This window comes from Giesbergeria anulus, from assembly GCF_900111115.1.
In the GTDB taxonomy this organism is placed as follows: domain Bacteria; phylum Pseudomonadota; class Gammaproteobacteria; order Burkholderiales; family Burkholderiaceae_C; genus Simplicispira; species Simplicispira anulus.
Genome location: NZ_FOGD01000004.1, coordinates 112,721 through 135,915 on the forward strand (window position 1 = coordinate 112,721; position 23,195 = coordinate 135,915).

Sequence of the window (23,195 nt, forward strand, 5' to 3'; positions counted from 1 at the left end):
TCAGGTAGCGTAGGGGTCGGTAAAGCCCAAGCCGGTCATGATCTCGGTCTCGTAGGCTTCCATTTCCTGTGCATCTTCCTCGCTGGTCTCGTGATCCCAGCCTTGGGCATGCAGCGTGCCATGCACCAGCAGGTGGGCATAGTGCTCTTGCAGGGTTTTGTTCTGCTCGCGCGCTTCGCGTTCGACCACTGGAGCGCACAGCACCAAGTCAGCCAGAATCACGGGTTCTTGGGCGTAATCAAAGGTCAGAACGTTGGTGGCGTAATCTTTTTCCCGATAAGCACGGTTGAGCTGTTGGCCTTCTTCGGTATCGACAATGCGCACAGCCATTTCGGCATCACTGGCCAAAGCGTGGCGCAGCCAGCGCATGACTTTGTGGCGAGGCAGGGCGGCGCGGTGCTCAGCGGCACCATCAAAACGGGCAAATTGCAGGGAGAGGGTCAGGGCAGGCAAGGGCATAGCAGAAGAAAAAAAGGTCAAAGGGCGCTACTGCGCGAACGGGCCACTGCCGGACGGCCAGCGGCATCGTAGGCATCCACAATGCGGGCCACCAGCGGGTGGCGCACCACATCCGCACTGGTAAAGCGGGTCACGGCAATGCCCTTGACGCGCTTGAGCACGCGCTCGGCATCAATCAGGCCGCTCATTGCGCCTTTGGGCAGGTCAATCTGGCTCACATCGCCGGTGACTACCGCCTTGGCACCAAAGCCAATGCGGGTCAAGAACATCTTCATCTGCTCTGGGGTGGTGTTTTGCGCTTCGTCCAGAATCACAAAGGCATTGTTGAGTGTGCGCCCACGCATAAAGGCCAGCGGTGCAATCTCTAAGGCATTGCGCTCAAACGCTTTTTGCACCTTGTCAAAGCCCATCAGTTCATAGAGGGCGTCGTACAGCGGGCGCAGATACGGGTCTACCTTTTGTGCCAAATCGCCCGGCAAAAAGCCCAGCCGCTCGCCCGCCTCTACCGCTGGGCGTGTCAGCACAATACGCTGCACACTAGAGCGCTCCAGCGCATCCACGGCACAGGCCACCGCTAGATAGGTTTTGCCAGTGCCCGCAGGCCCAATACCAAAGGTGATGTCGTGGCTGGCGATGTTCTCGAGGTACATCGCTTGGGTGGGGGTACGCGCACGCAAGTCGGCGCGGCGGGTGCTCAGGGTAGGGGCCGTGCTGGCGGCCTCGTTCATGGCGCTATCGCCTGCCAGCATCAGTTGCAGGTATTCCTCGGTGATGGGGCGGTCGGCCATCTCATAGATGGCTTGCAGCATTTCTAGCGCTTGGGTGGCGCGGGCCTTGAGGCCATCAATTTTGAACTGCTCATGCCGGTGGGCAATGCTGACCTGCAATGCCGCCTCAATGGTGCGCAGGTGGGCATCTGCCGGGCCGCACAGGTGCGTCAGGCGGTTGTTGTTGTGGGGGATAAAAGTGTGGCGAAGAATCACAATACGGGGTAGCTTATGGGGGCAAGAGAGGCATCATAGAACTTTGCCCCCTTCAGCGCCGCCCACCACCACGGTAGCCACGGTGAAATGGGGACGGCCCAGCATGCCGATGTTCTGACCAATGCCAAGTAGCGCCAAACCACAAAAAGGTGGGCAACAACGGCGGCCCCACATACTCAACAGAGGGCGCTGGCTCGTAGTAGTAGCTGGGTGGCTGCTCGTAGGGAATAGCACGTTGGTAGTAAACACCCCGGTCTGACACTGGCGCCACCAGACAACCGCTCAGGGTGCCTATGGCACCCCAAACAGCAAGCAGCAGAAAAAATCGCTTCACGGCAGGCTCCTCAAGGTTGGGAGTAGATGCCCACTATAGTGCAGCAGCCGCTTTTACGATAGCGATGTGCTGCACCGTGCGTCTACCGTTCAGGCTGGGCGCTGCTCCAAAAAGTTGCGCAGCATGGCATGGCCGTGTTCGGTCAAGATGCTTTCGGGGTGAAACTGCACACCCTCAATCGCCAAGGTTTTATGGCGCACGCCCATGATCTCGCCGTCTTCTGTCCAAGCGGTAACTTCTAGGCAATCGGGGCAAGTGGTGCGCTCAATGGCCAGCGAGTGGTAGCGGTTAACGGTAAATTGCGCTGGCAAGCCCGCAAACACGCCCTGCTGCGTGGTGGTAATCACGCTGGTTTTGCCGTGCATTTGCTGCTGCGCCCGCACAATGTTGCCGCCAAAGGCCGCCCCAATAGCTTGGTGGCCCAAGCAAACCCCCAAAATCGGCAACTTGCCTGCAAAATGCTGAATCGCTGCGACTGAAATACCCGCCTCTGCCGGAGAACAAGGCCCCGGCGAGATCACCAGTCGATCCAGTTGCCCTGCATCCAAGCGGGCCTGAATATCAGCCACGGTGATTTCATCGTTACGAAACACTTCTACCTCAGCCCCCAGCTCGCCAAAATACTGCACGATGTTGTAAGTGAAGCTGTCGTAGTTATCAACCATCAAGAGTTTCATACTTGCTCTCCTTGGGGCGCGCGCAGGCGGGCAAATTCTTGGTGCTCATGGGCAATAGAGTGCTCCATCAGGCTGCGGTAAATGGCCTCCATGACATCGGGCGCGCCACCATGCAGCGCCGCGCTGGCACGCACCCGCGCCACGATAGCCTCAATGCGCTCTTCGTCGCGCACCTGCGATGGGTCTTGCTTGATGCGTGCGGCTTGGGTCATGTAGCCGGTGCGTTGCACCAGCAGGGGCACCAGCACATCGTCCAAAGCGTCAATGTAGCGGCGCACGTCTTGCATGGTGGTGCAATGCTGCACGTTGTCGATGGCGCGGGTCATTCCAAGCCCTCCTCTACCAGTTCTGCGGCGCGCAGCAGGGCGCGGGCCTTGTGTTCGGTTTCTTTCCACTCCAGCTCAGGCACAGAGTCGGCCACCACGCCAGCAGCCGCTTGCACATACAAGGTGCCATCTTTAATCAGGCCAGTGCGGATGGCAATGGCCAAGTCCATATTGCCCGCGTAGCTTAGATAGCCACAGGCACCACCATAAATGCCGCGCTTGCTCGGCTCCAATTGGTCGATCAGCTCCATGGCGTGGACTTTGGGCGCACCCGTGAGCGTGCCTGCCGGGAACGTGGCCTTGAGCACATCCATGCTGGTCATGCCCTCGTTGAGGATGCCCTCGACGTTGCTCACAATGTGCATGACATGGCTGTAGCGCTCCACCACAAACGCTTCGGTCACTTTGACGCTGCCAATTTGGGCAATACGGCCAATGTCGTTGCGGGCCAAGTCAATCAGCATGACGTGCTCAGCGCGCTCTTTGGGGTCGTTGATGAGTTCTAGCTCGGCAGCCTTGTCTTGCTCCGGCGTGGCACCGCGCGGACGCGTACCGGCCAAGGGGCGGATGGTGACTTTTTGCCCTTCGGGTGTTTGCTCTTGGCGCACCAGAATTTCGGGCGAAGAACCCACCACCTGAAAATCGCCAAAGTTGTAAAAATACATATAGGGCGAGGGGTTGAGCGAACGCAAAGCGCGGTACAGGCTCAAGGGCGATTCAGTGTAGGTTTTGTGGATGCGCTGGCCCACTTGCACCTGCATAAAGTCGCCAGCGGCAATCAGCTCTTTGGCGTGAGCCACGGCGGCCAGATAGTCGTCTTTGGCAAAACTGCGCTGCGCTGGGTGGCTGGTGCTGGCTTGCACCACCGGGGCCACCACCGGGGCTTGCAGCCGCTCTTTCAGCTGGCGCAGGCGCTGCTGGGCTTGGGCATAGGCTTCGGGCTGGGTGGGGTCGGCATACACAATCAACGACAGCTTGCCCGACAAGTTGTCAATCACTGCCAGCTCTTCGCATTGCAGCAGCAAGATGTCGGGGCAGCCCAGGGTGTCAGGGGGGCAGGTGGCTTCGAGCTTTTTCTCGATGTAACGCACGGCGTCGTAGCCAAAGTAGCCTGCCAGCCCGCCACAAAAGCGCGGCAAGCCCGGCAGCAATGCCACCTTAAAGCGCTGCTGGTAGCTGGCAATAAAATCGAGCGGGTTGCCCGTGGCGGTTTCTACCACCACACCATCGGTGACTACTTCGGTGCGGGCCGCAGCGCCAAAGCCGCTGGCGCGCACCAAGGTATGCGCAGGCAAACCAATAAAGCTATAACGGCCAAAGCGCTCGCCACCCACCACAGATTCGAGCAAGAAGCTGTGCTGCCCACCCGCTTGGCTGTGGGCGAGCTTGAAGTAGAGCGAGAGCGGGGTTTCTAAATCCGCAAAGGCTTGGGCCATGAGCGGAATACGGTTGTAGCCCTGTTGGGCCAAATGGTGAAATTCAGATTCTGTGATCACGGGAGATTGGTCCCTGCTGGGGCGGCACATGCTGGCGTAGACAACAACGCCGTGCCGCAGTGTTCATGCAATCGGCCTCTGCTACAGGACAGAGAAAGGCCACGGGGGGCGTACAGGGCCATGCCCGCACGCATCAGACATACCAACAAACAGAGCGACGCCAGGGCCAAGCTCCCCGGTCGCTGTGACCTGCGATGAACACGCGGTGAATAAACATGGGCCAAAGTGTAGCAAACTGCACCCGCAGCGTTGCGGCCTTGCCGTGTTGCTGTAACCTGCCAGCCCTTGCTGCGCTATGTTGGCTGCACCCAGCAGGAGCCAACCTATTCAGGAAAAACAATTTTTGACACCCACCACATTAGCCTAATAAAAATTCAAAAACAACAGGCCAGTCAAACTTTGAATAATACCACCCCCTCTGTTCTGGCACAATGAAACCAATGGCGCAGCATCCATCAGACCTACATCCTATGGCAAACCCTGATGTATAACAAGAAAAAACGACCCAGAATTCACCTTTTTCAGCATGGCGTAGACGTAGCATACTGAGTCGATCACCAAGCACGATCTGCTTACACCGTAAATAGACTGACCAATTATTTTTTATTATTTTACAGGTGCCCTGCATGTTTAAATTTACCTCCTACACTGTGTCTAGGCGCCTGCTCACCCTGACCTTAGCTGCTGTATTTGGCATTATATTTTTAGCCAGTGTTTTTCTTTTCTCTGAACGTCACCTTATTATGAATGAGCGTGAAAATGGTGTGCGCCAAACAGTAGAAACTGTGAGTAGTTTGGCCGTTTACTATCACGCCCTATCCGCAAATGGTACTTTGCCGGAAGCCGAAGCAAAAAAACAAGCCATTGCTGCCATTAAAGCTTTGCGCTACAGCAAAGATGAATACTTCTGGATCAATGATGCTGATGCACTGATGCTGATGCACCCGATCAAACCTGAGTTAGATGGCAAAAATCTTATTAATTTAAAAGACCCTACTGGCAAGCTATTTTTTAGTGAAATGGCGAGCAAAGTAAAGTCTAACGGCTCTGGATTTGTTCATTATATGTGGCCCAAGCCCGGTCATGAAACCCCGGTGCCAAAAGTTTCTTATGTGCAAGGTTTTGCCCCATGGAACTGGATTATCGGTTCTGGCGTATATGTAGACACCGTAGACTCGGTAATTGCAGAACGGGTCATATCATTTTCTTTGGGGTCTTTGGCATTGGCCGGGTGTTTGGCTTTGTTGGGCTGGCTGATTGCGCGCAGCATTTTGCAACAATTGGGTGGTGAACCGGCTTATGCCGCAGCCATAGCCCACCGCCTCGCCGACGGCGATTTGTCGGTAGAAATCACGATCCGCGATGCCCATCAACCCAGCCTGCTCAGTGCCATCCAGACCATGCGCGACAAAATCGCCAACATCGTCGGTGAAGTACGCCAAGGGGCCAATTCTGTAGCCACCGCCAGCGCCCAAATCGCCAGCGGCAACAGTGATCTGTCAGGCCGCACCGAGGCGCAGGCCAACGCCCTCAACGGTGCCTCCAGCTCTATGGCTGAACTGGGTGGCACCGTGCAACAAAACGCCGACAACGCACGCCAAGCCAATCAGTTGGCGATGAGTGCATCCACCGTAGCCACGCGTGGCGGCCAAGTGGTGTCTGAAGTGGTGCAAACCATGAAGGGTATCAACGAAAGCTCACGCAAAATTTCTGACATCATCAGCGTGATTGATGGCATTGCATTCCAAACCAACATTTTGGCCCTCAATGCGGCGGTCGAGGCAGCGCGAGCAGGCGAGCAGGGCCGGGGCTTTGCCGTGGTGGCCTCAGAAGTGCGCAACTTGGCGGGGCGCTCCGCCGAGGCAGCCAAAGAGATTAAAACCCTTATCAATGCCAGCGTCGAGCGGGTGGAGCAGGGCACAGCGCTGGTCGATCAGGCAGGCTCGACCATGACCGAAGTGGTCGATAGCATCCGCCGCGTGACTGACATCATGGGTGAGATCAGTGCGGCCAGCCATGAGCAATCGACGGGTGTGATCCATGTCAGCGACGGGATGGCCCACATGGAGCAGGTAACGCAACAAAATGCTGCATTGGTCGAAGAAATGGCTGCTGCCGCCAACAGCCTACACGCCCAAGCCGAAGACTTGGTGCAGGTGGTGTCAGTCTTCAAGACCAATGCACACCCTGCATACACAACACCCCCCAGAGCAGGCCAGGGGACATTGTTGATTCGCTAAGGCTTTAGCGCAGCGCAGCCAAGCTCTCGATCCAGCCGTCGGCATCGACCTGGCGCACCGGCTGGCCGTGGTTGTAGCCATAAGTGACCAGCAACACTGGGCAACCAGCGGCACGGGCGGCTTGGGCATCGTTGCTGGAATCGCCCACCACCAAGGTGCGGGCCGGTGCCGTGCGCAAGGCCTCGCAGGTCTTGCGCAGTGGCAGCGGATCGGGTTTTTTTTGGGCAAAGGCATCGCCGCCAAAAACATGGGTAAAAAATCTGTCCAGTTTTTTGGCTTGTAACAGAGCCACAGCAAAGGCAGTAGGCTTGTTGGTCAGGCAGGCCAGCGGCCAATGCAAAGCGTGCAGCGCCTCTAAGCCCTCCAACACCCCCGGATAAACGCGCGAAAACTGCCCGTTGACGGCAGGGTAATGGTGCTGGTAACTGGCCCAAGCACGGGGAAACAATGCCTCTACCACCGCTTGGCGCTCGGCAAGCTCAGGATGGGCAGGTGCCAGCAGATGGTGCAGCACCGATGCAATCAGATGCTCGGTACCCTTGCCGACCATGCGTTCGACCTCGGCGGCTGCCACTGGGGGCAGGGCGACATCGGCCAGCATACGGCGCAACACCTCGACAAAATCACCCAAGGTATCCACCATCGTGCCATCCAGATCGATGATGGCGGCGTCTAGTCCTGTAGCGTCTAGCGGCAAAGTGAGCAGGGCCATGCTGCGCCCACTCAAACCAAAGCCACGCGCATGGCGTCAATAACCGAGCGGTAGTCAGGCTTGCCAAAAATGGCGCTGCCCGCCACAAAAGTGTCGGCCCCAGCATCGGCCACACGGCGGATGTTGTCTACCTTGATGCCGCCATCGACTTCGAGGCGGATATCTTTGCCGCTGGCGTCAATGCGTTTGCGCGCTTGCTCAATTTTGCGCAGGGCCGAATCAATAAAACCCTGACCGCCAAAACCGGGGTTGACGCTCATGATGAGAATCAGGTCGATGTCGTCAATCACCCAGTCGAGCACGTCCAGCGGCTCGGCAGGGTTAAACACCAGCCCGGCCTTGACGCCTTGACTTTGGATGGCCTGCACGCTGCGGTGGACATGGGTAGAGGCGTCGGGGTGAAAGCTAATCAGGTCGGCACCGGCTTGGGCAAAGGCAGCGGCCAAGGCATCGACGGGTGATACCATCAAATGCACGTCAATGGGCACGGCAACGCCTGCCGGGGTCACAGCATGGGGCTTGAGGGCTTGGCAGACCATCGGCCCAAAGGTCAGGTTGGGCACATAGTGGTTGTCCATGACATCAAAGTGGATCCAATCGGCACCAGCGGCAATCACGTTGCGCACTTCCTCGCCCAGACGGGCAAAGTCGGCAGAGAGGATAGAGGGGGCAATACGGTAGGTGTGGCTCATAGTTTTGATTGTCGCAGTTACTATTGCTTTATGCCAAAGTACCAATTTCAAGTGGAAGTCACCCCGGCATACCTGCCGCAGCAATCCGCCCCCGAGGCTGGGGTGTTTAGCTTTTCCTACACCATCACCGTACGCAACACCGGCGAGGTGGCGGCGCAACTGGTATCGCGCCACTGGCACATCAGCGATGCGCTGGGGCACACCCACGAGGTCAAGGGTTTGGGGGTAGTGGGTGAGCAACCGCTACTGCACCCCGGCGAAGCATTCCAGTACAGCAGTGGCTGCCAATTGCGCACCCCCAGCGGCACCATGCACGGAATTTTTCACTGCGTGGCCGACGATGGCGAGGGCTTTGACTGCCCCATCTCCTTGTTTATGCTGGAGGCTACCAATGCCGAAGCACCAGATCAGCCCCTAAGCGCAAGGGTGTTGCATTGACGCGGCCCCGCTACGATCTGCACAGCCTGCTGGAGCAACTCGATCCACAGGCTAACTTGGCGCAGCGCCACCTGTGGCTGATTAACGCACTCGGTTGGGTGCGCGGCCAAGGCGATTCGGTGCCCGATGCAGTGGGCCGCTTGGGCCTACTGCTCGATGCCGTGCAAGCGCGCCCCGAATTGCAGCAGCGCCTGCAAACTTGGTGGCAAACGTTGGTCGATACGGTGGATATCACCGCGCTGCTGGCAGATTTTGGTTTTGCACCGCGCACGGCACTGCTGAGTGAACTGGCCGAGCGCCTGCGCCTGAAAATCTTGCCCGGTAGCCCAGAAACCATTGACGCCACGGAGTTGTTTACTCTGGCCCTGCCCAGTGCCTTTGATGCCCAGTGGCTGGCCGCCCTGCCCGCCGACTTGCTGGATCGGTTGATGATGGAGCTGTGCGGCAGCAACGGCCACAGCACCCGCTGGCAGCGCGCCCTGCTCGATGCCATGACCTACTGCGCTGGGCAAATCCTCTCCACCGGCTTTGCCCCAGAACTGCGCCTGCGCATGACCCCAGAGGCGCGCGAAGCACAGCCCTTTCACGCCCTGATTCGGGATGTCGAAAGCTTGCGGGTCGAAGTGCTGCACAGCCTGCGCACCCCAGACCGGCTACAAGCAACCGCCCAGCGCCTACGCGGGCGCCTAGATGCCTGCCGCAGCGCAGCCACCAGCGTTTATGGCCATTTTGAGGACAATGGCATCTCGGTGGGGTTGGTGTTTCGTCTGCGCCAGTTGCGTGCCCGCATTGTGCGTATGCGTGAACTGCTGGAATGCGTGCTCTCGCCCACCCCAGCATTGCATGGTGCGCGCTTGCTAGGGCATTTGGTGCAGGTGGCGCAAGAGCGGCGCAGCCTACGTGCGGTGTTCAGTGCCAACTCATCATTGCTGGCGGCCAAGGTGGCCGAGCGCAGTGCCGAAACCGGCGAGCACTACATCACCCGTACCCCAGCAGAGTACAGCGCCATGCTCGGCCATGCTGCTGGCGGTGGGGCCGTGATAGCCCTGACCACGCTAGCCAAGTTTGCGCTGGGGGCGTTGGCACTGTCGGCATTTTGGGCCGGGTTTGTGGCGGGCATGAACTACGCCATCAGCTTTGTGCTGGTACAACTGCTGCACTTTACCGTGGCTACCAAGCAGCCCGCCATGACGGCCCCTGCGATGGCCGCCAAGCTCAAGGAGCTGGGTTCTGGTGAAGGCATCAATGCCTTTGTCGATGAGGTCACGCATTTGGTGCGCTCACAGGTGGCTGCCGTGCTGGGCAATGTGCTGGTGGTGTTTCCCGCCGTGCTGCTGCTCACGGGTGGCTGGCAACTGTGGTCAGGTGCGCCGTTTCTGGATGCCGATAAAACCCAATCCACGCTGGCATCGCTGCAACTGCTGGGGCCGTCGGTGCTCTATGCGGCATTTACCGGCGTGCTACTGTTTGCCTCCAGCATGGTGGCAGGCGGTGCAGAAAACTGGTTTGTGCTCTACCGGATCGATTCAGCGCTACGCTACAACCCGCGCATTACGGGCCTGCTGGGGCCTGCGCGCGCAGCGCGCTGGGCGCTGTTTTTTCGCAACAATATTTCGGGGCTGGCGGCCAATGTCTCGCTGGGGCTGATGCTGGGGCTGGTTCCAGTATTTGCCACCTTTTTTGGCTTGGGGCTGGATGTACGCCACGTCACACTGTCTGCGGGCCAAATTGCTGCGGCGGGCATGGGTTTGGGTTTGCTAGAGGCACTGCAACTGCCCGCCTTTTGGTGGGCACTGGCCAGCCTGCCGTTTCTGGCGGCTTTGAATGTGGGCGTGAGCTTTTATTTGGCCTTTCGGGTGGCTCTGAGCGCACAAAACGTCAGTGGCGTTGAGCGCTCGCGCATCTACGCCGCCATTGGGGCGCGGCTGCGCACGCACCCGCTGGATTTTTTCAGGCCCCGCCATTCCCCGCCCACCATCTGACACAGGGGCAGCCATGCACTACAAGCGCCACAATGGCGGCATGGGTGAATTTGATCTGATTGCACGTTATTTCACGCGGCCCGTGCGCCGGGCAGTTTTGGGGGTGGGCGACGACTGCGCGCTGCTACAGCCCCGCGCTGGGATACAACTGGCTATCTCCAGCGATATGCTGGTGGAGGGACGGCATTTTTTTGCCGGAACGGATGCCTACCGTCTGGGCCACAAAGCATTGGCCGTCAACTTGAGTGATTTGGCTGCCTGCGGTGCCCAGCCTGTAGCCTTCACGCTGGCGCTGGCTCTGCCTAGGGTGGATGAGCCTTGGTTGCAAGCCTTTTCTAGCGGGCTGCTGGCGCTGGCCGATGCCCACGGTTGTGAACTGATCGGCGGCGATACCACGCAAGGGCCGCTCAATATCTGCATCACGGTGTTTGGCGAGGTGCCTGCTGGGCAAGCGCTGCTGCGCAGTGGCGCCCGCGCTGGGGACGATTTGTATGTCAGCGGCCATCTGGGTGATGCCCGGCTGGCGCTGGAGTGTTTGCTCGGCCATTTTGCCTTACCCCCGGCCTTGCTGGCTCCAGCACAGCAGCGGCTGGAAGCGCCTACGCCGAGGGTAGCACTGGGGCAGGCGCTGCGCAGCATCGCTAGTGCAGCACTGGATGTGAGCGATGGCCTGCTGGGGGACTTGAGCCATCTCCTGCGCGCCTCAGGAGTTGGGGCGTGTGTCGATACCTCCTGCACCAGCGCCTTGCTGGCGACACAGGTTGCAGCCGGCCAAACGGGTCAACCCTTGGAGACAGAACGGGTACGACAATGCACCCTCGCAGGAGGTGACGATTACGAATTGCTGTTTACCGCAGCACCTGGCCAGCGCCATGCTGTGCTGGCTGCCGCACAGGCCAGCGCCACAGCCGTCACGCGTATTGGCACCATAGAGGCTAGCCCCGGTCTGCGCTTGATGGATAGCCAAGGCCAAACCATCACGGCGCGTTATGCTTCGTTTGACCACTTTGCCTGAGGGAATCTACCATGCCACCTTCCGCACCAACCTCCAGCATCCAAGAAGGGCTAGAGCTTGCAGAACAACAAGAACGGCAACAGTCACAGCAGGAATCGGGCAACAGCACCGCCGCCGACGTGTTGTCTCAAGGCGTTGACATCCTAGATGCTTTGGGCAGCCTCTCAGACATCGCCTGTGATGTCGGTGGTGCCGTGCTATCGACGGCGGGGGATGTGCTCTCCGCCGTGGGCCAAGGCATTGGCAGCGTGCTAGAGGGGCTGGGAGATCTTTAAGATCGGGCCGAATTCTTTACGTTGACGTAAACGTCAACTATGATGAGGCGATCTGTTTCGGCCCGCTAGGCCGGTCATATCCCAACGTTATGCCTCACACTTCCCAACCTACCATCACCACCCAAGACCAATGGGTGTCCGTTCCACAAGGCCGTCTTTTTGTGCGCATCTGGACGCCACAGACCGTGGTCTCAGAGGTGCCGATCATCCTGCTGCACGACTCTTTGGGCAGCGTGGTGCTGTGGCGGGGTTTTCCGGCGGCACTGTGCGCCGCCACTGGGCGGCAAGTTGTGGCCTATGACCGGCTGGGCTTTGGTCAATCTTGCCCCCACACGGGCAAGCTGCCACTGGATTTTGTGCTGCAAGAGGCCGTGGGCAGTTTTGCTGCCGTGCGCCAGCAGTTGGGCATTGAGCGTTTTGCCCTGTTTGGTCACAGCGTGGGCGGCGGCATGGCAGTGGGCTGCGCAGCCCAGTTTGCCGATGCCTGCGTGGCCTTAGTGGCCGAATCGGCCCAAGCGTTTGTGGAAGACCGCACCATCCAAGGGCTGCAAGAGGCCAAGGTGTTTTTCAGCGATGCAGAGCAGATAGCGCGTCTGCAAAAGTACCACGGCGACAAAGCACCGTGGGTGCTGGAGGCTTGGATTGGTTCTTGGCTTAATCCAGCCATTGCCGATTGGTCACTAGACCCTGCGTTGCCTCTAGTCGCTTGCCCGGTGCTCGCCATTCACGGCGTTGATGATGAATATGGCACCCATCTCCATCCGGAACGGATCGTTCAAAGCACGGGTGGGCCTGCACAGCTGGCACTGATGCAAGATACCCGGCATATACCCCACCGCGAAAAAGAGCCAGAAGTGCTGGCCTTGGTAGCCCACTTTTTGGCCGATAAGCCATAGCTCCACTTATTAGCGTAACACAACCTATCGGGCTACGGGGGCATTGCTGGTGGGGGTCTGGAAAAAACAGTCCGGTAGGCTCAAGGTGGCGTGGGCCACATCCACCAGCCGCCGGTTGTGGTCCATGGACGCTTTTTGCAACGCTCGGTAAGCCACTTCCTCGCTCAGGCCCAGCCGCGACATCAAAGCACCCTTGGCGCGTTCAATCACCTTGCGTTCCTGCATGGCCCGCCGGGCAGTATCGAGTTCCAACTCCATCCCTGCCAAGCGCTCGGACTGTGTGTGTACCAACTCCATCAGCCCAGACACGGTACTGGCCTCCATGCCGGTGCCTTGGTCTTGGGTTGCTTCACCGCGCAGGGGCAGCACCGGGGCAGTGCCGGGCCGGACTGTCGGGTCAAAAAAGCGCTGCACGGCATGGGTATGAGGCGGCGGGTTGTCGCGCAGCCGCCGCAACAAGCCTTCCGAGTCAAGCAGGTCTTGTTCAGCCACAGCAATCAAGCGGGCGCAGGTTTGGCGCAAGCATTGCACCAATGCCTCTTGCAGTTGCCACAGCCCAGTGATGCGCTCGCTACAGACCTCAAACCAAGCCTCGCTCAGACTTTGTTCTAAGGGGCCACCGTGCCGGGCGGTGCAGAGCGTGCGCCGCAGCCGCTCCAACAGCACCAGTTGCGGGGTCAACTGGCTGTGTTGCCACTGGGCGCGCAACGGTGGTTCAGCAAATTCTTCAAACACTTGCAAGCTGCGCTCTTGGGCATCAATCAAGTGCGTGATGCGCAACTGCTGTGCTTCGCTACAACTGCCGGAGGCAAACAATTGCGCTCCCACGGCCCGCTCTTGTCCTGCCGCCTCTTTGCCCTGCACCAGATGGAAAAAGCCCACCAGCAAACGCGAAATATCGGGGTGCAGGTGGGTATCGGCCACCTCAAAGGTTAGCTCTACCAGCCCGGCAATCACGCGGCTGAACGCCGCCACGGCATCATGGGCCGTGAGGGTGCGTTGCGCCATCTGCGGGCGCAGCTCTTCCAGCATATCCAAGTCCAACAGCACCCATGCCATGAGCGAGAGCATCTGGGCTGAAGCCCCGTTGGCGGGCACCTGCTGCGCACCACACAGGGCTTGCAACGTGGCGGTGATGGGGCCAATGGCCTGTGCCGCTTCTTGGCGCACGCTGGCAAAGCGCTCGCCGCCCGAGGCCAGATAGATACTGGTGGCCCCGCGTTCGTGTTGCAGGGCATGGATCAGTTGCCCGATCACATCGGCCAGTGCGATGCGCTGGGCCAGATGCTCCAGCGCTTCGCGCTCCAGTTGCCGGGCGCGTAGAACAAGATCAGAAACAGACTGTTGCATGGGACGTCACCGTATAGAGTGCTGGGGGCGATGGGTTTAGCTGGCCTGCACCAGCACTTGGCCGCCCTCGGTACGCACGGGGTAGGTGCATACCGATTGCTGTGGGGCTTCTAGGCATTCACCAGTGTGCAGATCAAAGTGCTGTTTGTACAGCGGCGAGGCCACCACCAAGCGATCTCCCAGATTGCCTATCAGCCCGCGCGCCAGCACGCTAGCCTGCGAACGGGGGTCGATGTTATTGAGCGCAAACCATTGCCCGGTGCCCGTCCGAAAGATGGCAATGTGGTGCTGACCAACCAAGGCGCAAACGCCGGTGTTGGGCAGAATATCCTGCACGGCGCACACAGCCGTCCAGTGGGGGGTTGCAGCGGTAGGGGTAGTCATGGTCTCAATCCTTGAGGGCAAAGGGCTTAGGCTGGAATGCTGGCCAGGGCGGTGCGCTCTTGTGGGCGGGCGGGCCGAATTTGCCCCCGCTCTTGCACAAAGATGATCTGTTCGTCCGGCTGCGCACTGTTGACAAAGGAGCGAAAGCGCTGGCGCACGGCGGGCGTGGTCACGGCGGTTTTCCATTCGCACTGGTAGGTATCGACCACCTGCTGCATTTGGGCTTCTAATTCTGCGGCAATGCCCAGCGAGTCACGGATCAACACGTCTTTCAGGTAATCCAAACCACCTTGGAGGTTGTCGCGCCACGTGCTGGTGCGTTGCAGCCGGTCGGCAGTGCGCACATAGAACATCAAAAAGCGGTCGATGAGTTGCACCAGCGTGTCTTTGTCCAAATCGCTGGCGATCAGTTCGGCGTGGCGTGGCTTCATGCCGCCATTGCCACAGACGTAGAGGTTCCAGCCCTTGTCGGTAGCAATCACCCCCACGTCTTTGCTTTGGGCTTCGGCGCATTCGCGAGTGCAGCCGGAAACGCCAAATTTGATCTTGTGTGGCGCACGCAAACCCTTGTAGCGGTTTTCTAGGGCAATCGCCATGCCCACCGAATCATCGACACCATAGCGGCACCAAGTGGAGCCAACGCAAGATTTGACGGTGCGCAAGGATTTGCCGTAGGCGTGGCCTGATTCAAAACCTGCCGCAATCAGCTCTTCCCAAATTAGCGGCAATTGTTCGACGCGCGCACCAAACAAATCCACCCGTTGGCCGCCAGTGATTTTGGTGTACAGGCCGTATTTTTGCGCCACCTGCCCCACGGCAATCAAGCCTTGCGGCGTGACTTCACCGCCCGGCATCCGGGGCACCACCGAGTAGCTGCCATCTTTTTGGATGTTGCCCAAGTAGTAATCGTTGCTGTCTTGCAACGGGGCCAAATCCGGTTGCAGCACAAAATCGTTCCAGCAACTGGCCAGAATATTGGCTACGGTGGGTTTGCAAATATCGCAGCCCAGCCCTTGGCCGTGCCGGGCCAGCAGGGCATCAAAACTTTGGATGTGGCCGACGCGCACCAAGTGGTACAGCTCTTGGCGCGAGTGGGCAAAGTGCTCGCACAGGTGGTTATTCACCGCCAAACCGCGTTTGGCCATCTCCGCCTTCATCACCTGCGTCACCAGCGGGATGCAGCCGCCGCACGTGGCCCCGGCCTTGCAACACGCCTTGAGTTGGGCGATGGTGGTCGCGCCCTCGCCCACGGCTTGGGCAATCTGGCCCTTGCTGACGTTGTTGCAAGAGCAAATTTGTGCCGAGTCGGGCAGCATCTCTACCCCCAAGCCGGGTTTGGCTTGGCCCTCACTGGAGGGCAAAATCAAGAATTCTGGGTGGCTGGGCAAGGCAATGCCATTGAGCGCCATTTGCAGCAGGGTGCCGTATTCGACAGCATCGCCCACCAACACTGCGCCCAACAACGTGCGGCCATCGGCGCTGGTAACGATCTTTTTATAGACCTGTTGGCGCTCGTCAATGTATTGGTAGCTGCGGCAGCCCGGCGTCTTACCGTGGGCATCGCCAATGCTAGCGACATCCACCCCCAGCAGTTTGAGTTTGGTGCTCATATCGGCCCCAGCAAAGGCGGCGCTGGTATCGCCTGCCAAATGCTTGGCCGCCACGCGGGCCATCTCGTAACCGGGGGCCACCAAGCCGAAGGTTTGGTCGTTCCAAGCGGCACATTCGCCAATGGCATAGATGTCCGGGTCGTTGGTGCGGCACTGTGGGTCGATAGCGATGCCACCGCGTGCGCCCACAGCCAGCAGGCTTTGGCGGGCCAACTCATCACGCGGGCGAATGCCTGCCGAGAACACAATCATGTCGGTTTCTAGCCAAGTGCCATCGGCAAACACCATGCGGTGGCGGGCGCTGGCCCCATCGGTGATTTCTACCGTGTTGCGCCCCAGATGCACCTGTACGCCCAGCGCCTCGATTTTCTCGCGCAGGATGCGTGCGCCACCTTCGTCCATTTGCACCGCCATCAGACGGGGCGAGAACTCCACCACATGGGTTTGCAGGCCCAAATCGCGCAGGGCTTTGGCGCATTCCAGCCCCAGCAGCCCGCCCCCCACTACCACGCCGCTGCGTGCGCGTGCTCCGGCGGCCTGCATGGCTTGCAGGTCTTCAATGGTGCGGTACACAAAACAGCCTGCCCGGTCGCGCCCCGGCACCGCTGGCACAAAGGGGTAAGAGCCGGTGGCTAGCACGAGCTTGTCGTAGGGCAGCACCTCTCCGGTGGCGGTGGTCACAGTGTGGGCGATGCGGTCAATAGCCATAGCCTGTGCCGCCAGACGCAACTCGATGCCGGTGCGCTCAAAAAAACCGGGGGCCACCAAGGACAGGTCTTGGGCCGACTTGCCTGCAAAAAACTCTGACAGATGCACCCGGTCATAGGCGGGGCGCACTTCCTCACCCAACACCGTGACATGGGCCTGTGTCAGGCCCCGTTCGGCCAGACTTTCCAGAAACTGGTGGCCCACCATGCCGTGACCCACAACAACGATTTTCATAAGGTACTCCTGCGACGGTAAAGACTGCAACCCATAGGGGTGAGACCGGCCTGATCCCCTGTACAGCGCACAGTGAAGGGGCCGGTATCCGCCGTCGTTAGCGGAGACCATGTGCTTTACGCAAGCGCCAATGCCTGCGGAAACACAAGCTTTTAAAGCAATATGCGTGCCTGCAATGCAGGTAGCATCAGATCGTGCAAATGCACCAGCATGGTGCCCTCAGTGGGCGTAGGTGCCGGTGGCTGGGTGCAGGCTGGTCGAGGAGGCAGCCAACCCCTGCAATACATCCCCCACCACGATGATGCTGGGGCTGCCCAGTCCTGTGTCTGCAATGGTGTGGTGCAAGTGCTCTAGGGTGGTCAGGGCGTGGCGTTGCTGCACCAGACTGGCGTTTTGGATGATGGCTACCGGGGTCTCAGCGGGCAACCCGGTCAGCAGTTCTTGTTGGATATGCGCTGCACCGCTGATGCCCATGTAAATCACCAGCGTCAGGCGGGCGCTGTGTGCGGTGGCTGCCAGTTGACGCCAGTCGGTACCGCTGTCGCCGGGTTTGGCGTGGCCCGTCACCAGCACCACGCCGTGGGCATATTCGCGGTGCGTGAGCGGCACACCCAAAGCGGTGGTGGCAGCCAGCCCAGCGGTGATGCCGTTGATCACTTGCACCTCTACGCCCGCAGCGCGCAGGTGCTCTACCTCTTCGCCGCCCCGGCCAAAGATAAACGGGTCGCCCCCCTTGAGGCGCACCACCCGTTCGCCCTCTTGCACCGCCATGAGCATCAGTTTTTCGATAAAGGTTTGCGGTGTGCTTTGGCAGCCACCACGTTTGCCCACATACACGACGCGGGCGGTAGGGGCAGCATAGGCGACGATGGCATCGCTGACCAGATCATCCACCAGCAACACGGTGGCGGCTTGAATGGCTTTGAGGGCCTTGAGGGTGAGCAGTTCTGGATCACCGGGGCCAGCCCCCACCAAAGTGCAGGTGCCGGGAATGCGCGGGGAGCAAGGGTGTTTCATGGCAGTGTGATGGACAAGGTTTTAGGCACGGGTGGCCTGTAGGGCCAGTAACACCAGCATGGCCCATGCCAGCAGGCAAGACAGGGTTTGCCAAAACAGCAAGGGGTTGCGTTCGATCAGTGGGGTGGTGCGGTGCTGCTGGTAGCGCAGGCCCGGCGTGCGCAGGTCATGCACCAGTTCTGAGGGCACCTCTTGCCGTTGCTGGGCCTGTGGGTGCAGCGCCCGGCGCAGCACGGCATCGAGCCACAGCGGCAGGTCGGGCCGACGGGTGCGCAGCCCGATGTAGCGCAGCCGGTGCAAGTCTGCCGGTTGCCGCAGTTGCGTGACCTGCAAACCATAGGGCAAATGGCCAGTCAGCATTTGGTAGGTGATAACGGCCAGCGAGAACAATTCTGACCGGGGGCTGCCCATGCCACCGACAAAGTATTCTGGGGCGGTGTATTGCAGCGAGCCTAGCAGCGCTTGCGGCTGGGCTTGGTCGGTGCCTTCAGTCAGGCCCGCCACATGGGTAGCCCCCAAATCAATGATCTTGGCAGTGCCGTGGCAGTCGATCATGATGTTTTCGGGACGCAGGTCTTGGTGCAGCATTTCTTTGCGGTGCAAGGCTTGCAAGCCTTGGGCCACTTGCTCAATGATCTGGCGCACGCTATTGAGATCGGGCTGTGGGTGGTCAATCATCCACTGCGCCAGCGTTTGCCCTTCTACATATTCCAGTGCCACATACAGGTGCGTGCGCGGGCCGTCGTGGGCCGCTGCCTTGACCACATACGGGCTGTCAATGCGCCGGGCAATCCATTCTTCGAGCAGAAAGCGATCCAGATAGGCCGGGTCGGCCTGCAAATCCACTGAAGGGGTTTTGAGCACCACCTGCTGCCCGCTGGCCTCGTCCACCGCCAAATAAAGGTGGCTGCGCGCACTGTGCTGGAGCGTGCGCACCACGGTGTAGCCGTCTAGGCGGCTGCGCCGGGGCAGTGCTGCCGGGGGCAACGCCAGCCCTTCGCGCCCGGTGGGCAGGGGGCCAGCATCGGGCAAAGCATCAATGCGCACCAGCTGCACGGTCAGGTTGTCGTCGCTGCCGCGCTCCAATGCCGTGGCGATCAGGGCAGCGGCACAGCCATCCAAGTCATCACCGTGCTGTGCCAGTGTTTCTTGGATGGTGGCGGCATCTAGGTATTCGTAGGCACCATCGGTAGCCAAGAGATAGACCTCGCCCACCGCCAGCGGCCAGCAGCAGTAGTCGATATCCACCGTAGCACTGGCCCCCAGAGCGCGGCCCAAGTAGCTTTCAGAGCTGGACAGCACCACGCGGTGATCTTGCGTCAGTTGCTCTAGGCTCTGGGGGTGCAGGCGGTAAATGCGGGCATCGCCTACGTGCAGCAAATGGCCTTCACGGCCCTTGAGAATCAGGGCGCTGAAGGTACAAACGTAGCCGCGGTCTCGGTCAAAGCGGGCGCTGCTGCGCTGCGATTGTGCGTGCAACCAAGAGTTACCTGCTTGCAGCACCCGCTGTGCAGCGCGGCGCACTGGCCACGCCTCACAGGTGCAGTAGTAGTCGTCCAGAAAGCAACGCACCGCCGCCGCACTGGCGATTTGGCTCACGCTGCTGCTGCTGATGCCATCGGCCAGCGCCAGTGCAATGCCCCGGCTGGCCAGCAGCGGGCCTTGGGGCAGCATGGCCCCATGAAAGTCCTGCTGCACAGACTTGCGCCCGGCTTGGGCGTGTTGGCCCAGCGTCACGCGCAGGCTGGTGGTGCTGCTCATGGGGGGTTCCTCTGGTCGGGCCGTGGTGGAGCTGCCTCAGGCCACCATGCGCTTAGGGGCCGTTTTGTAGTGGGTGGAGTACAGCGTGGCCCCGACAAAGGTCAGGCCGCCCACCAAATTGCCCAACACGGTGGGGATTTCGTTCCAGATCAGGTAATCCATGAATGTGAAATTGCCGCCCAGCATCAGCCCCGTAGGAAACAAAAACATATTGACGATGGAGTGCTCAAAGCCCATATAGAAGAACACCAAAATCGGCATCCACATGCCAATCACCTTGCCCGACACCGAGGTGGACATCATGGCTGCCACCACGCCGGTAGAGACCATCCAGTTGCACATCACGCCCCGGATAAACAGCGTCAGCATCCCGGCAGCACCGTGGGCGGCATAGCCTACCGTGCGGCCCTCCCCAATCGTGCCCAGCTTTTGCCCGATGGCGTTAGGGGCCTCGGTAAAGCCAAAGGTAAAGATGATCGACATGAACAAGGCCACCGTCAGCGCCCCAGCAAAATTGCCCACAAACACCAATGACCAGTTGCGCATCACGCCGCCCCAAGTCGCGCCCGGACGCCGGTCAAACACCGCCAGCGGAGCCAAGGTAAACACGCCGGTGAGCAAATCGAAGCCCAGCAGGTAGAGCATGCAAAAGCCCACCGGAAACAGCAATGCCCCAATCAAAGGGTTGCCGGTGTTAACGGTGACGCTGACGGCAAACGCTGCGGCCAGCGCCAAAATGGCACCGGCCATGTAGGAGCGGATCAGGGTGTCGCGGGTGGACATCAGCAGTTTGGATTCGCCAGCATCGACCATTTTGGTGACGAATTCGGCAGGAGCAAGATAGGCCATTACAGTTCCTTTGCAGGGTGAGGAAAAAACAAAAACGGCGTCACCACACTGCCATCAGCTTGGGGCTGGGGCAGGGGGGACGCCGTTATCCGTGTCATGGGGGTACACCTCACACCCCACGGTAACAAACCGTGAAGCGTGCTATCAAGCCATCGTCAGCTCAACATGCTGGCTGTATGCACATTCCGTGCCTGATTTTTGTGGTGGCTGTCTGCCCCAGAATGGGCCAGCGCAGTGCATCGGGGCGCGCGGACGCTGCGCTCTGGTGCAGCCTGATCTATTTTTGTGCTGCCAAGACGGGCAAGTCGTTGTACGCTCCAAGGCTAGAACAGCGTATTTTTTTGAGAATCCCCATGCCCATCACCCCCCAGCAAGCGCTCCAGCGCACCATTGAGCACCGCGAAATCTTCCACGACGAAATGCTGCACCTGATGCGGCTCATCATGCGCGGCGAACTCTCGCCGGTGATGACCGCCGCCATCGTCACGGGCTTGCGCGTGAAAAAAGAAACCATTGGCGAGATTGCTGCCGCAGCCCAAGTGATGCGCGAGTTTTCGCACAAGGTGCAGGTGGCCGACAGCACCCATCTGGTGGATATTGTGGGCACGGGTGGCGATGGGGCCAACACCTTCAATATCTCCACCTGTGCCACCTTTGTGATTGCCGCCGCTGGTGGCAAAGTGAGCAAGCATGGCGGGCGCGGCGTGAGCAGCAAAAGCGGCAGTGCCGATGCCATGGAGGCGCTGGGCGTACACATCAACCTGACTGCCGAGCAGATTGCCCAGTGCATTGCCGAAGTAGGTGTGGGCTTTATGTTTGCCCCCAACCACCACCCGGCCATGAAAAATGTGGCCCCGGTGCGCAAAGAACTGGGTGTGCGCACCATCTTCAATATCTTGGGGCCTTTGACCAATCCGGCCAGCGCGCCCAACATCTTGATGGGCGTGTTCCATGAAGATTTGGTCGGCATCCAAATACGTGCCTTGCAGCGTTTGGGGGCCGAACATGCACTGGTGATTTATGGCCGCGATGGCTTGGATGAGATCAGCCTAGGCGCTTCCACCTTGGTGGGCGAGCTGAAAAACGGCCAGATCACCGAGTACGAGATTCATCCCGAAGATTTTGGCCTGCCGATGGTGGGCACACGCCAGTTGCGCGTCGAGACGCCAGAGCAATCGCGCGCCATCGTGCTAGAAGTGCTGGCAGGCAAAGCCGGCCCAGCACGCGATATTGTGTGCCTCAATGCCGGGGCGGCGCTGTATGCCGCCAATGTGGCCGACAGCATTACCACTGGCTTGGCGCTGGCGCAACAAGCCATTGACAGCGGCGCAGCCCAAGCCAAGCTAGAGGCTCTGGTGGCCTACACGCAAAAAGTAGCCGCCTAAGCTGTCAAGGTACACACCATGTCCACCAGTCTTTGGGATGCACCCATTTGGCAAGACTCCGGCACTTGGATTGTGCTGGGGATTTCGCTGTTATTTCTGGTGGTCGGGGCCATCATGCACCGCACCATCATGAAGGTGGTACGTACGCCCCCACCGCCCGACTCAGCACCACCAGAAAATCAGCCCCCGCGTTAATCGGTACCCCAATAGCCCGACAATGCAAGTGCAAAATGCCGTACGCCACATCGGCGCGCCCCCCCACCTCAAACCCTCACCATGTCTGACATTCTGAAAAAAATCTGCGACGTCAAAGTCCAAGAAGTTGCTGCGGCCAAAAACTCCAAATCCCTGTCGGCCATGCGTGCCGACGCCGAAAGCCGCGTACTCACGCGCGATTTTGTGGGCGCTTTGCGCGCCAAGATTTCGCTGGGCCAAGCGGCAGTGATTGCCGAAGTCAAAAAAGCCAGCCCCAGCAAGGGCGTGATCCGCGCCGACTTTATCCCCGCAGACATCGCGCAAAGCTATGCCGAAGGCGATGGCAAGGTCAGTGCGGCTTGCCTATCGGTGCTGACGGAGCGCTCGTTCTTTCAAGGCAGCATAGACGCACTTAAGCAAGCGCGAGCCAGTTGCCAATTGCCGGTGCTACGCAAAGATTTTTTGATCGATGCCTACCAAGTGTACGAATCGCGCGCCATGGGGGCCGATGCCATCTTGTTGATTGCCGCCTGCTTGGACGATGCGCAGATGCAAGACTTTGAGGCCATTGCCCGTAGCTTGGATATGGCCGTGCTGGTCGAAGTGCATGACGGTGCCGAACTGGAGCGGGCGCTCAAACTCAAAACGCCGCTACTGGGCATTAACAACCGCAATTTGCGCACCTTTGAGGTCAACCTGCAAACCACGCTAGACCTGAAACGCCATGTGCCGCAAGACCGCTTGCTGGTCACCGAGTCGGGCATCCTGACCCCTGCCGATGTGCAAACCATGCGCAGCGCTGGTGTCCATGCATTCTTGGTGGGTGAAGCCTTTATGCGCGCCCCGGAGCCGGGGCTAGAACTAGCCAAACTATTTGCTTGATGATTTTGCACTGAAGGCACAGTGCAAACCTACCGCTATATCAAGGCCCTGCCCACACAAACCCTGTGCATCAGTTGCCACGGCAACCCCGACAACTTGAGCCAAAACTTCAAGGCCAAGTTGCACGAGCTGTACTCGCACGACAAGGCCACAGGCTACGCCCCTGGCGATATTCGCGGGGCCATCACGCTCAAGCGGGCGCTCTGAACGCCGACTGCGCCATGTTTCAATCCACGCCTCTCAAGAGGCGACTTTGGAAGAGAGGTTACTCCTCTCCCAAAGCAATTTTGTCCCC

At 59.6% G+C, this 23,195-nt stretch carries 24 protein-coding genes; 10 read left to right on the forward strand and 14 right to left on the reverse strand.

The window, feature by feature from the left end; translation table 11 throughout:
- The 6 genes from ybeY to trpE form a co-directional block, all read right to left on the reverse strand.
- Nucleotides 1-459, reverse strand: a complete 459-nt coding sequence (gene ybeY / locus BMX55_RS08710) for an rRNA maturation RNase YbeY (protein WP_091456055.1) — start codon at nt 457-459, stop codon at nt 1-3.
- A gap of 17 nt (nt 460-476) precedes the next feature.
- Nucleotides 477-1,442 carry a PhoH family protein gene (locus BMX55_RS08715; RefSeq protein WP_091456058.1) on the reverse strand — a complete coding sequence of 322 codons (966 nt, stop codon included), beginning with the start codon at nt 1,440-1,442 and terminating at the stop codon, nt 477-479.
- A 52-nt stretch (nt 1,443-1,494) separates the two neighbouring features.
- Nucleotides 1,495-1,776, reverse strand: a complete 282-nt coding sequence (locus BMX55_RS16130; protein ID WP_143059608.1) for a hypothetical protein — start codon at nt 1,774-1,776, stop codon at nt 1,495-1,497.
- A gap of 89 nt (nt 1,777-1,865) precedes the next feature.
- Complete coding sequence (locus BMX55_RS08720; RefSeq protein ID WP_091456062.1) at nt 1,866-2,453, reverse strand: aminodeoxychorismate/anthranilate synthase component II; 588 nt, start codon at nt 2,451-2,453, stop codon at nt 1,866-1,868.
- On the reverse strand, nt 2,450-2,779 hold the full coding sequence (locus BMX55_RS08725) for a chorismate mutase (protein WP_091456064.1): 330 nt from the start codon (nt 2,777-2,779) through the stop codon (nt 2,450-2,452). Before BMX55_RS08725 ends, BMX55_RS08720 begins: the two co-directional genes overlap by 4 nt.
- A complete protein-coding gene (gene trpE, locus BMX55_RS08730) occupies nt 2,776-4,275 on the reverse strand; it encodes an anthranilate synthase component I (RefSeq protein WP_091456292.1) in 1,500 nt (499 codons plus the stop codon). The genes BMX55_RS08725 and trpE overlap by 4 nt, the downstream gene beginning before the upstream one ends.
- 743 nt (nt 4,276-5,018) lie before the next feature.
- Here trpE and BMX55_RS16845 point away from each other — a divergent pair.
- The gene (locus BMX55_RS16845; RefSeq protein ID WP_281242831.1) at nt 5,019-6,515 is read left to right on the forward strand and encodes a methyl-accepting chemotaxis protein; all 1,497 of its coding nucleotides are present in this window, start codon (nt 5,019-5,021) and stop codon (nt 6,513-6,515) included.
- Nucleotides 6,516-6,519: 4 nt separating this feature from the next.
- On the opposite strand, the gene gph is transcribed toward BMX55_RS16845, so the two are convergent.
- Both gph and rpe read right to left on the reverse strand, forming a co-directional pair.
- The gene (gene gph / locus BMX55_RS08740) at nt 6,520-7,227 is read right to left on the reverse strand and encodes a phosphoglycolate phosphatase (protein ID WP_091456070.1); all 708 of its coding nucleotides are present in this window, start codon (nt 7,225-7,227) and stop codon (nt 6,520-6,522) included.
- 11 nt (nt 7,228-7,238) lie between these two features.
- Nucleotides 7,239-7,919 (reverse strand): ribulose-phosphate 3-epimerase, encoded by a 681-nt coding sequence (gene rpe, locus BMX55_RS08745; RefSeq protein ID WP_091456073.1) that lies wholly within the window; start codon nt 7,917-7,919, stop codon nt 7,239-7,241.
- 30 nt (nt 7,920-7,949) lie between these two features.
- Between rpe and apaG the strand changes: the two genes are divergently transcribed.
- From apaG to BMX55_RS08770, 5 genes are all read left to right on the forward strand, one after another.
- A complete protein-coding gene (gene apaG / locus BMX55_RS08750; RefSeq protein WP_091456076.1) occupies nt 7,950-8,357 on the forward strand; it encodes a Co2+/Mg2+ efflux protein ApaG in 408 nt (135 codons plus the stop codon).
- The gene (locus BMX55_RS08755; protein ID WP_091456079.1) at nt 8,354-10,339 is read left to right on the forward strand and encodes a site-specific recombinase; all 1,986 of its coding nucleotides are present in this window, start codon (nt 8,354-8,356) and stop codon (nt 10,337-10,339) included. Before apaG ends, BMX55_RS08755 begins: the two co-directional genes overlap by 4 nt.
- Nucleotides 10,340-10,379: 40 nt before the next feature.
- Nucleotides 10,380-11,354, forward strand: coding sequence for a thiamine-phosphate kinase (gene thiL, locus BMX55_RS08760; RefSeq protein ID WP_091456297.1), 975 nt, complete (start codon nt 10,380-10,382; stop codon nt 11,352-11,354).
- 11 nt (nt 11,355-11,365) lie between these two features.
- Nucleotides 11,366-11,629, forward strand: a complete 264-nt coding sequence (locus tag BMX55_RS08765) for a hypothetical protein (protein WP_091456082.1) — start codon at nt 11,366-11,368, stop codon at nt 11,627-11,629.
- A gap of 89 nt (nt 11,630-11,718) precedes the next feature.
- Complete coding sequence (locus BMX55_RS08770; protein WP_091456085.1) at nt 11,719-12,525, forward strand: alpha/beta fold hydrolase; 807 nt, start codon at nt 11,719-11,721, stop codon at nt 12,523-12,525.
- Nucleotides 12,526-12,549: 24 nt separating this feature from the next.
- On the opposite strand, the gene BMX55_RS08775 is transcribed toward BMX55_RS08770, so the two are convergent.
- The 6 genes from BMX55_RS08775 to BMX55_RS08800 form a co-directional block, all read right to left on the reverse strand.
- Nucleotides 12,550-13,875, reverse strand: coding sequence for a nitrate- and nitrite sensing domain-containing protein (locus tag BMX55_RS08775; protein ID WP_091456087.1), 1,326 nt, complete (start codon nt 13,873-13,875; stop codon nt 12,550-12,552).
- Nucleotides 13,876-13,911: 36 nt separating this feature from the next.
- A complete protein-coding gene (nirD, locus tag BMX55_RS08780) occupies nt 13,912-14,259 on the reverse strand; it encodes a nitrite reductase small subunit NirD (protein ID WP_091456090.1) in 348 nt (115 codons plus the stop codon).
- Nucleotides 14,260-14,285: 26 nt separating this feature from the next.
- Nucleotides 14,286-16,811, reverse strand: a complete 2,526-nt coding sequence (gene nirB, locus BMX55_RS08785; RefSeq protein ID WP_091456094.1) for a nitrite reductase large subunit NirB — start codon at nt 16,809-16,811, stop codon at nt 14,286-14,288.
- A 219-nt stretch (nt 16,812-17,030) separates the two neighbouring features.
- Nucleotides 17,031-17,828: a uroporphyrinogen-III C-methyltransferase gene (gene cobA / locus BMX55_RS08790; RefSeq protein ID WP_091456097.1), complete on the reverse strand. Its 798-nt coding sequence runs from the start codon at nt 17,826-17,828 to the stop codon at nt 17,031-17,033.
- Nucleotides 17,829-17,849: 21 nt separating this feature from the next.
- Nucleotides 17,850-19,589: a bifunctional protein-serine/threonine kinase/phosphatase gene (locus tag BMX55_RS08795; protein WP_091456100.1), complete on the reverse strand. Its 1,740-nt coding sequence runs from the start codon at nt 19,587-19,589 to the stop codon at nt 17,850-17,852.
- A 36-nt stretch (nt 19,590-19,625) separates the two neighbouring features.
- Nucleotides 19,626-20,438, reverse strand: a complete 813-nt coding sequence (locus BMX55_RS08800; RefSeq protein ID WP_091456104.1) for a formate/nitrite transporter family protein — start codon at nt 20,436-20,438, stop codon at nt 19,626-19,628.
- 353 nt (nt 20,439-20,791) lie between these two features.
- On the opposite strand from BMX55_RS08800, the gene trpD reads away from it, so the two are divergent.
- The 4 genes from trpD (at nt 20,792) to BMX55_RS08815 (ending at nt 23,107) form a co-directional block, all read left to right on the forward strand.
- Nucleotides 20,792-21,823, forward strand: coding sequence for an anthranilate phosphoribosyltransferase (gene trpD / locus BMX55_RS08805; RefSeq protein WP_091456299.1), 1,032 nt, complete (start codon nt 20,792-20,794; stop codon nt 21,821-21,823).
- An 18-nt stretch (nt 21,824-21,841) separates the two neighbouring features.
- Nucleotides 21,842-22,018: a hypothetical protein gene (locus BMX55_RS16420; protein ID WP_177172863.1), complete on the forward strand. Its 177-nt coding sequence runs from the start codon at nt 21,842-21,844 to the stop codon at nt 22,016-22,018.
- An 81-nt stretch (nt 22,019-22,099) separates the two neighbouring features.
- Complete coding sequence (gene trpC, locus BMX55_RS08810) at nt 22,100-22,900, forward strand: indole-3-glycerol phosphate synthase TrpC (protein ID WP_091456106.1); 801 nt, start codon at nt 22,100-22,102, stop codon at nt 22,898-22,900.
- Nucleotides 22,901-22,921: 21 nt separating this feature from the next.
- On the forward strand, nt 22,922-23,107 hold the full coding sequence (locus BMX55_RS08815) for a c-type heme family protein (protein ID WP_091456110.1): 186 nt from the start codon (nt 22,922-22,924) through the stop codon (nt 23,105-23,107).
- Nucleotides 23,108-23,195 lie beyond the last annotated feature (88 nt).

Bases quoted from the DNA above. Each gene is read 5' to 3' on its own strand.
- ybeY (WP_091456055.1), bottom strand. From the start codon at position 459: ATGCCCTTGCCTGCCCTGACCCTCTCCCTGCAATTTGCCCGTTTTGAT.
- BMX55_RS08720 (WP_091456062.1), bottom strand. From the start codon at position 2,453: ATGAAACTCTTGATGGTTGATAACTACGACAGCTTCACTTACAACATC.
- BMX55_RS08725 (WP_091456064.1), bottom strand. From the start codon at position 2,779: ATGACCCGCGCCATCGACAACGTGCAGCATTGCACCACCATGCAAGAC.
- BMX55_RS16845 (WP_281242831.1), top strand. From the start codon at position 5,019: ATGAATGAGCGTGAAAATGGTGTGCGCCAAACAGTAGAAACTGTGAGT.
- gph (WP_091456070.1), bottom strand. From the start codon at position 7,227: ATGGCCCTGCTCACTTTGCCGCTAGACGCTACAGGACTAGACGCCGCC.
- rpe (WP_091456073.1), bottom strand. From the start codon at position 7,919: ATGAGCCACACCTACCGTATTGCCCCCTCTATCCTCTCTGCCGACTTT.
- apaG (WP_091456076.1), top strand. From the start codon at position 7,950: ATGCCAAAGTACCAATTTCAAGTGGAAGTCACCCCGGCATACCTGCCG.
- thiL (WP_091456297.1), top strand. From the start codon at position 10,380: ATGGGTGAATTTGATCTGATTGCACGTTATTTCACGCGGCCCGTGCGC.
- BMX55_RS08765 (WP_091456082.1), top strand. From the start codon at position 11,366: ATGCCACCTTCCGCACCAACCTCCAGCATCCAAGAAGGGCTAGAGCTT.
- BMX55_RS08770 (WP_091456085.1), top strand. From the start codon at position 11,719: ATGCCTCACACTTCCCAACCTACCATCACCACCCAAGACCAATGGGTG.
- BMX55_RS08775 (WP_091456087.1), bottom strand. From the start codon at position 13,875: ATGCAACAGTCTGTTTCTGATCTTGTTCTACGCGCCCGGCAACTGGAG.
- nirD (WP_091456090.1), bottom strand. From the start codon at position 14,259: ATGACTACCCCTACCGCTGCAACCCCCCACTGGACGGCTGTGTGCGCC.
- nirB (WP_091456094.1), bottom strand. From the start codon at position 16,811: ATGAAAATCGTTGTTGTGGGTCACGGCATGGTGGGCCACCAGTTTCTG.
- cobA (WP_091456097.1), bottom strand. From the start codon at position 17,828: ATGAAACACCCTTGCTCCCCGCGCATTCCCGGCACCTGCACTTTGGTG.
- BMX55_RS08795 (WP_091456100.1), bottom strand. From the start codon at position 19,589: ATGAGCAGCACCACCAGCCTGCGCGTGACGCTGGGCCAACACGCCCAA.
- BMX55_RS08800 (WP_091456104.1), bottom strand. From the start codon at position 20,438: ATGGCCTATCTTGCTCCTGCCGAATTCGTCACCAAAATGGTCGATGCT.
- trpD (WP_091456299.1), top strand. From the start codon at position 20,792: ATGCCCATCACCCCCCAGCAAGCGCTCCAGCGCACCATTGAGCACCGC.
- BMX55_RS16420 (WP_177172863.1), top strand. From the start codon at position 21,842: ATGTCCACCAGTCTTTGGGATGCACCCATTTGGCAAGACTCCGGCACT.
- trpC (WP_091456106.1), top strand. From the start codon at position 22,100: ATGTCTGACATTCTGAAAAAAATCTGCGACGTCAAAGTCCAAGAAGTT.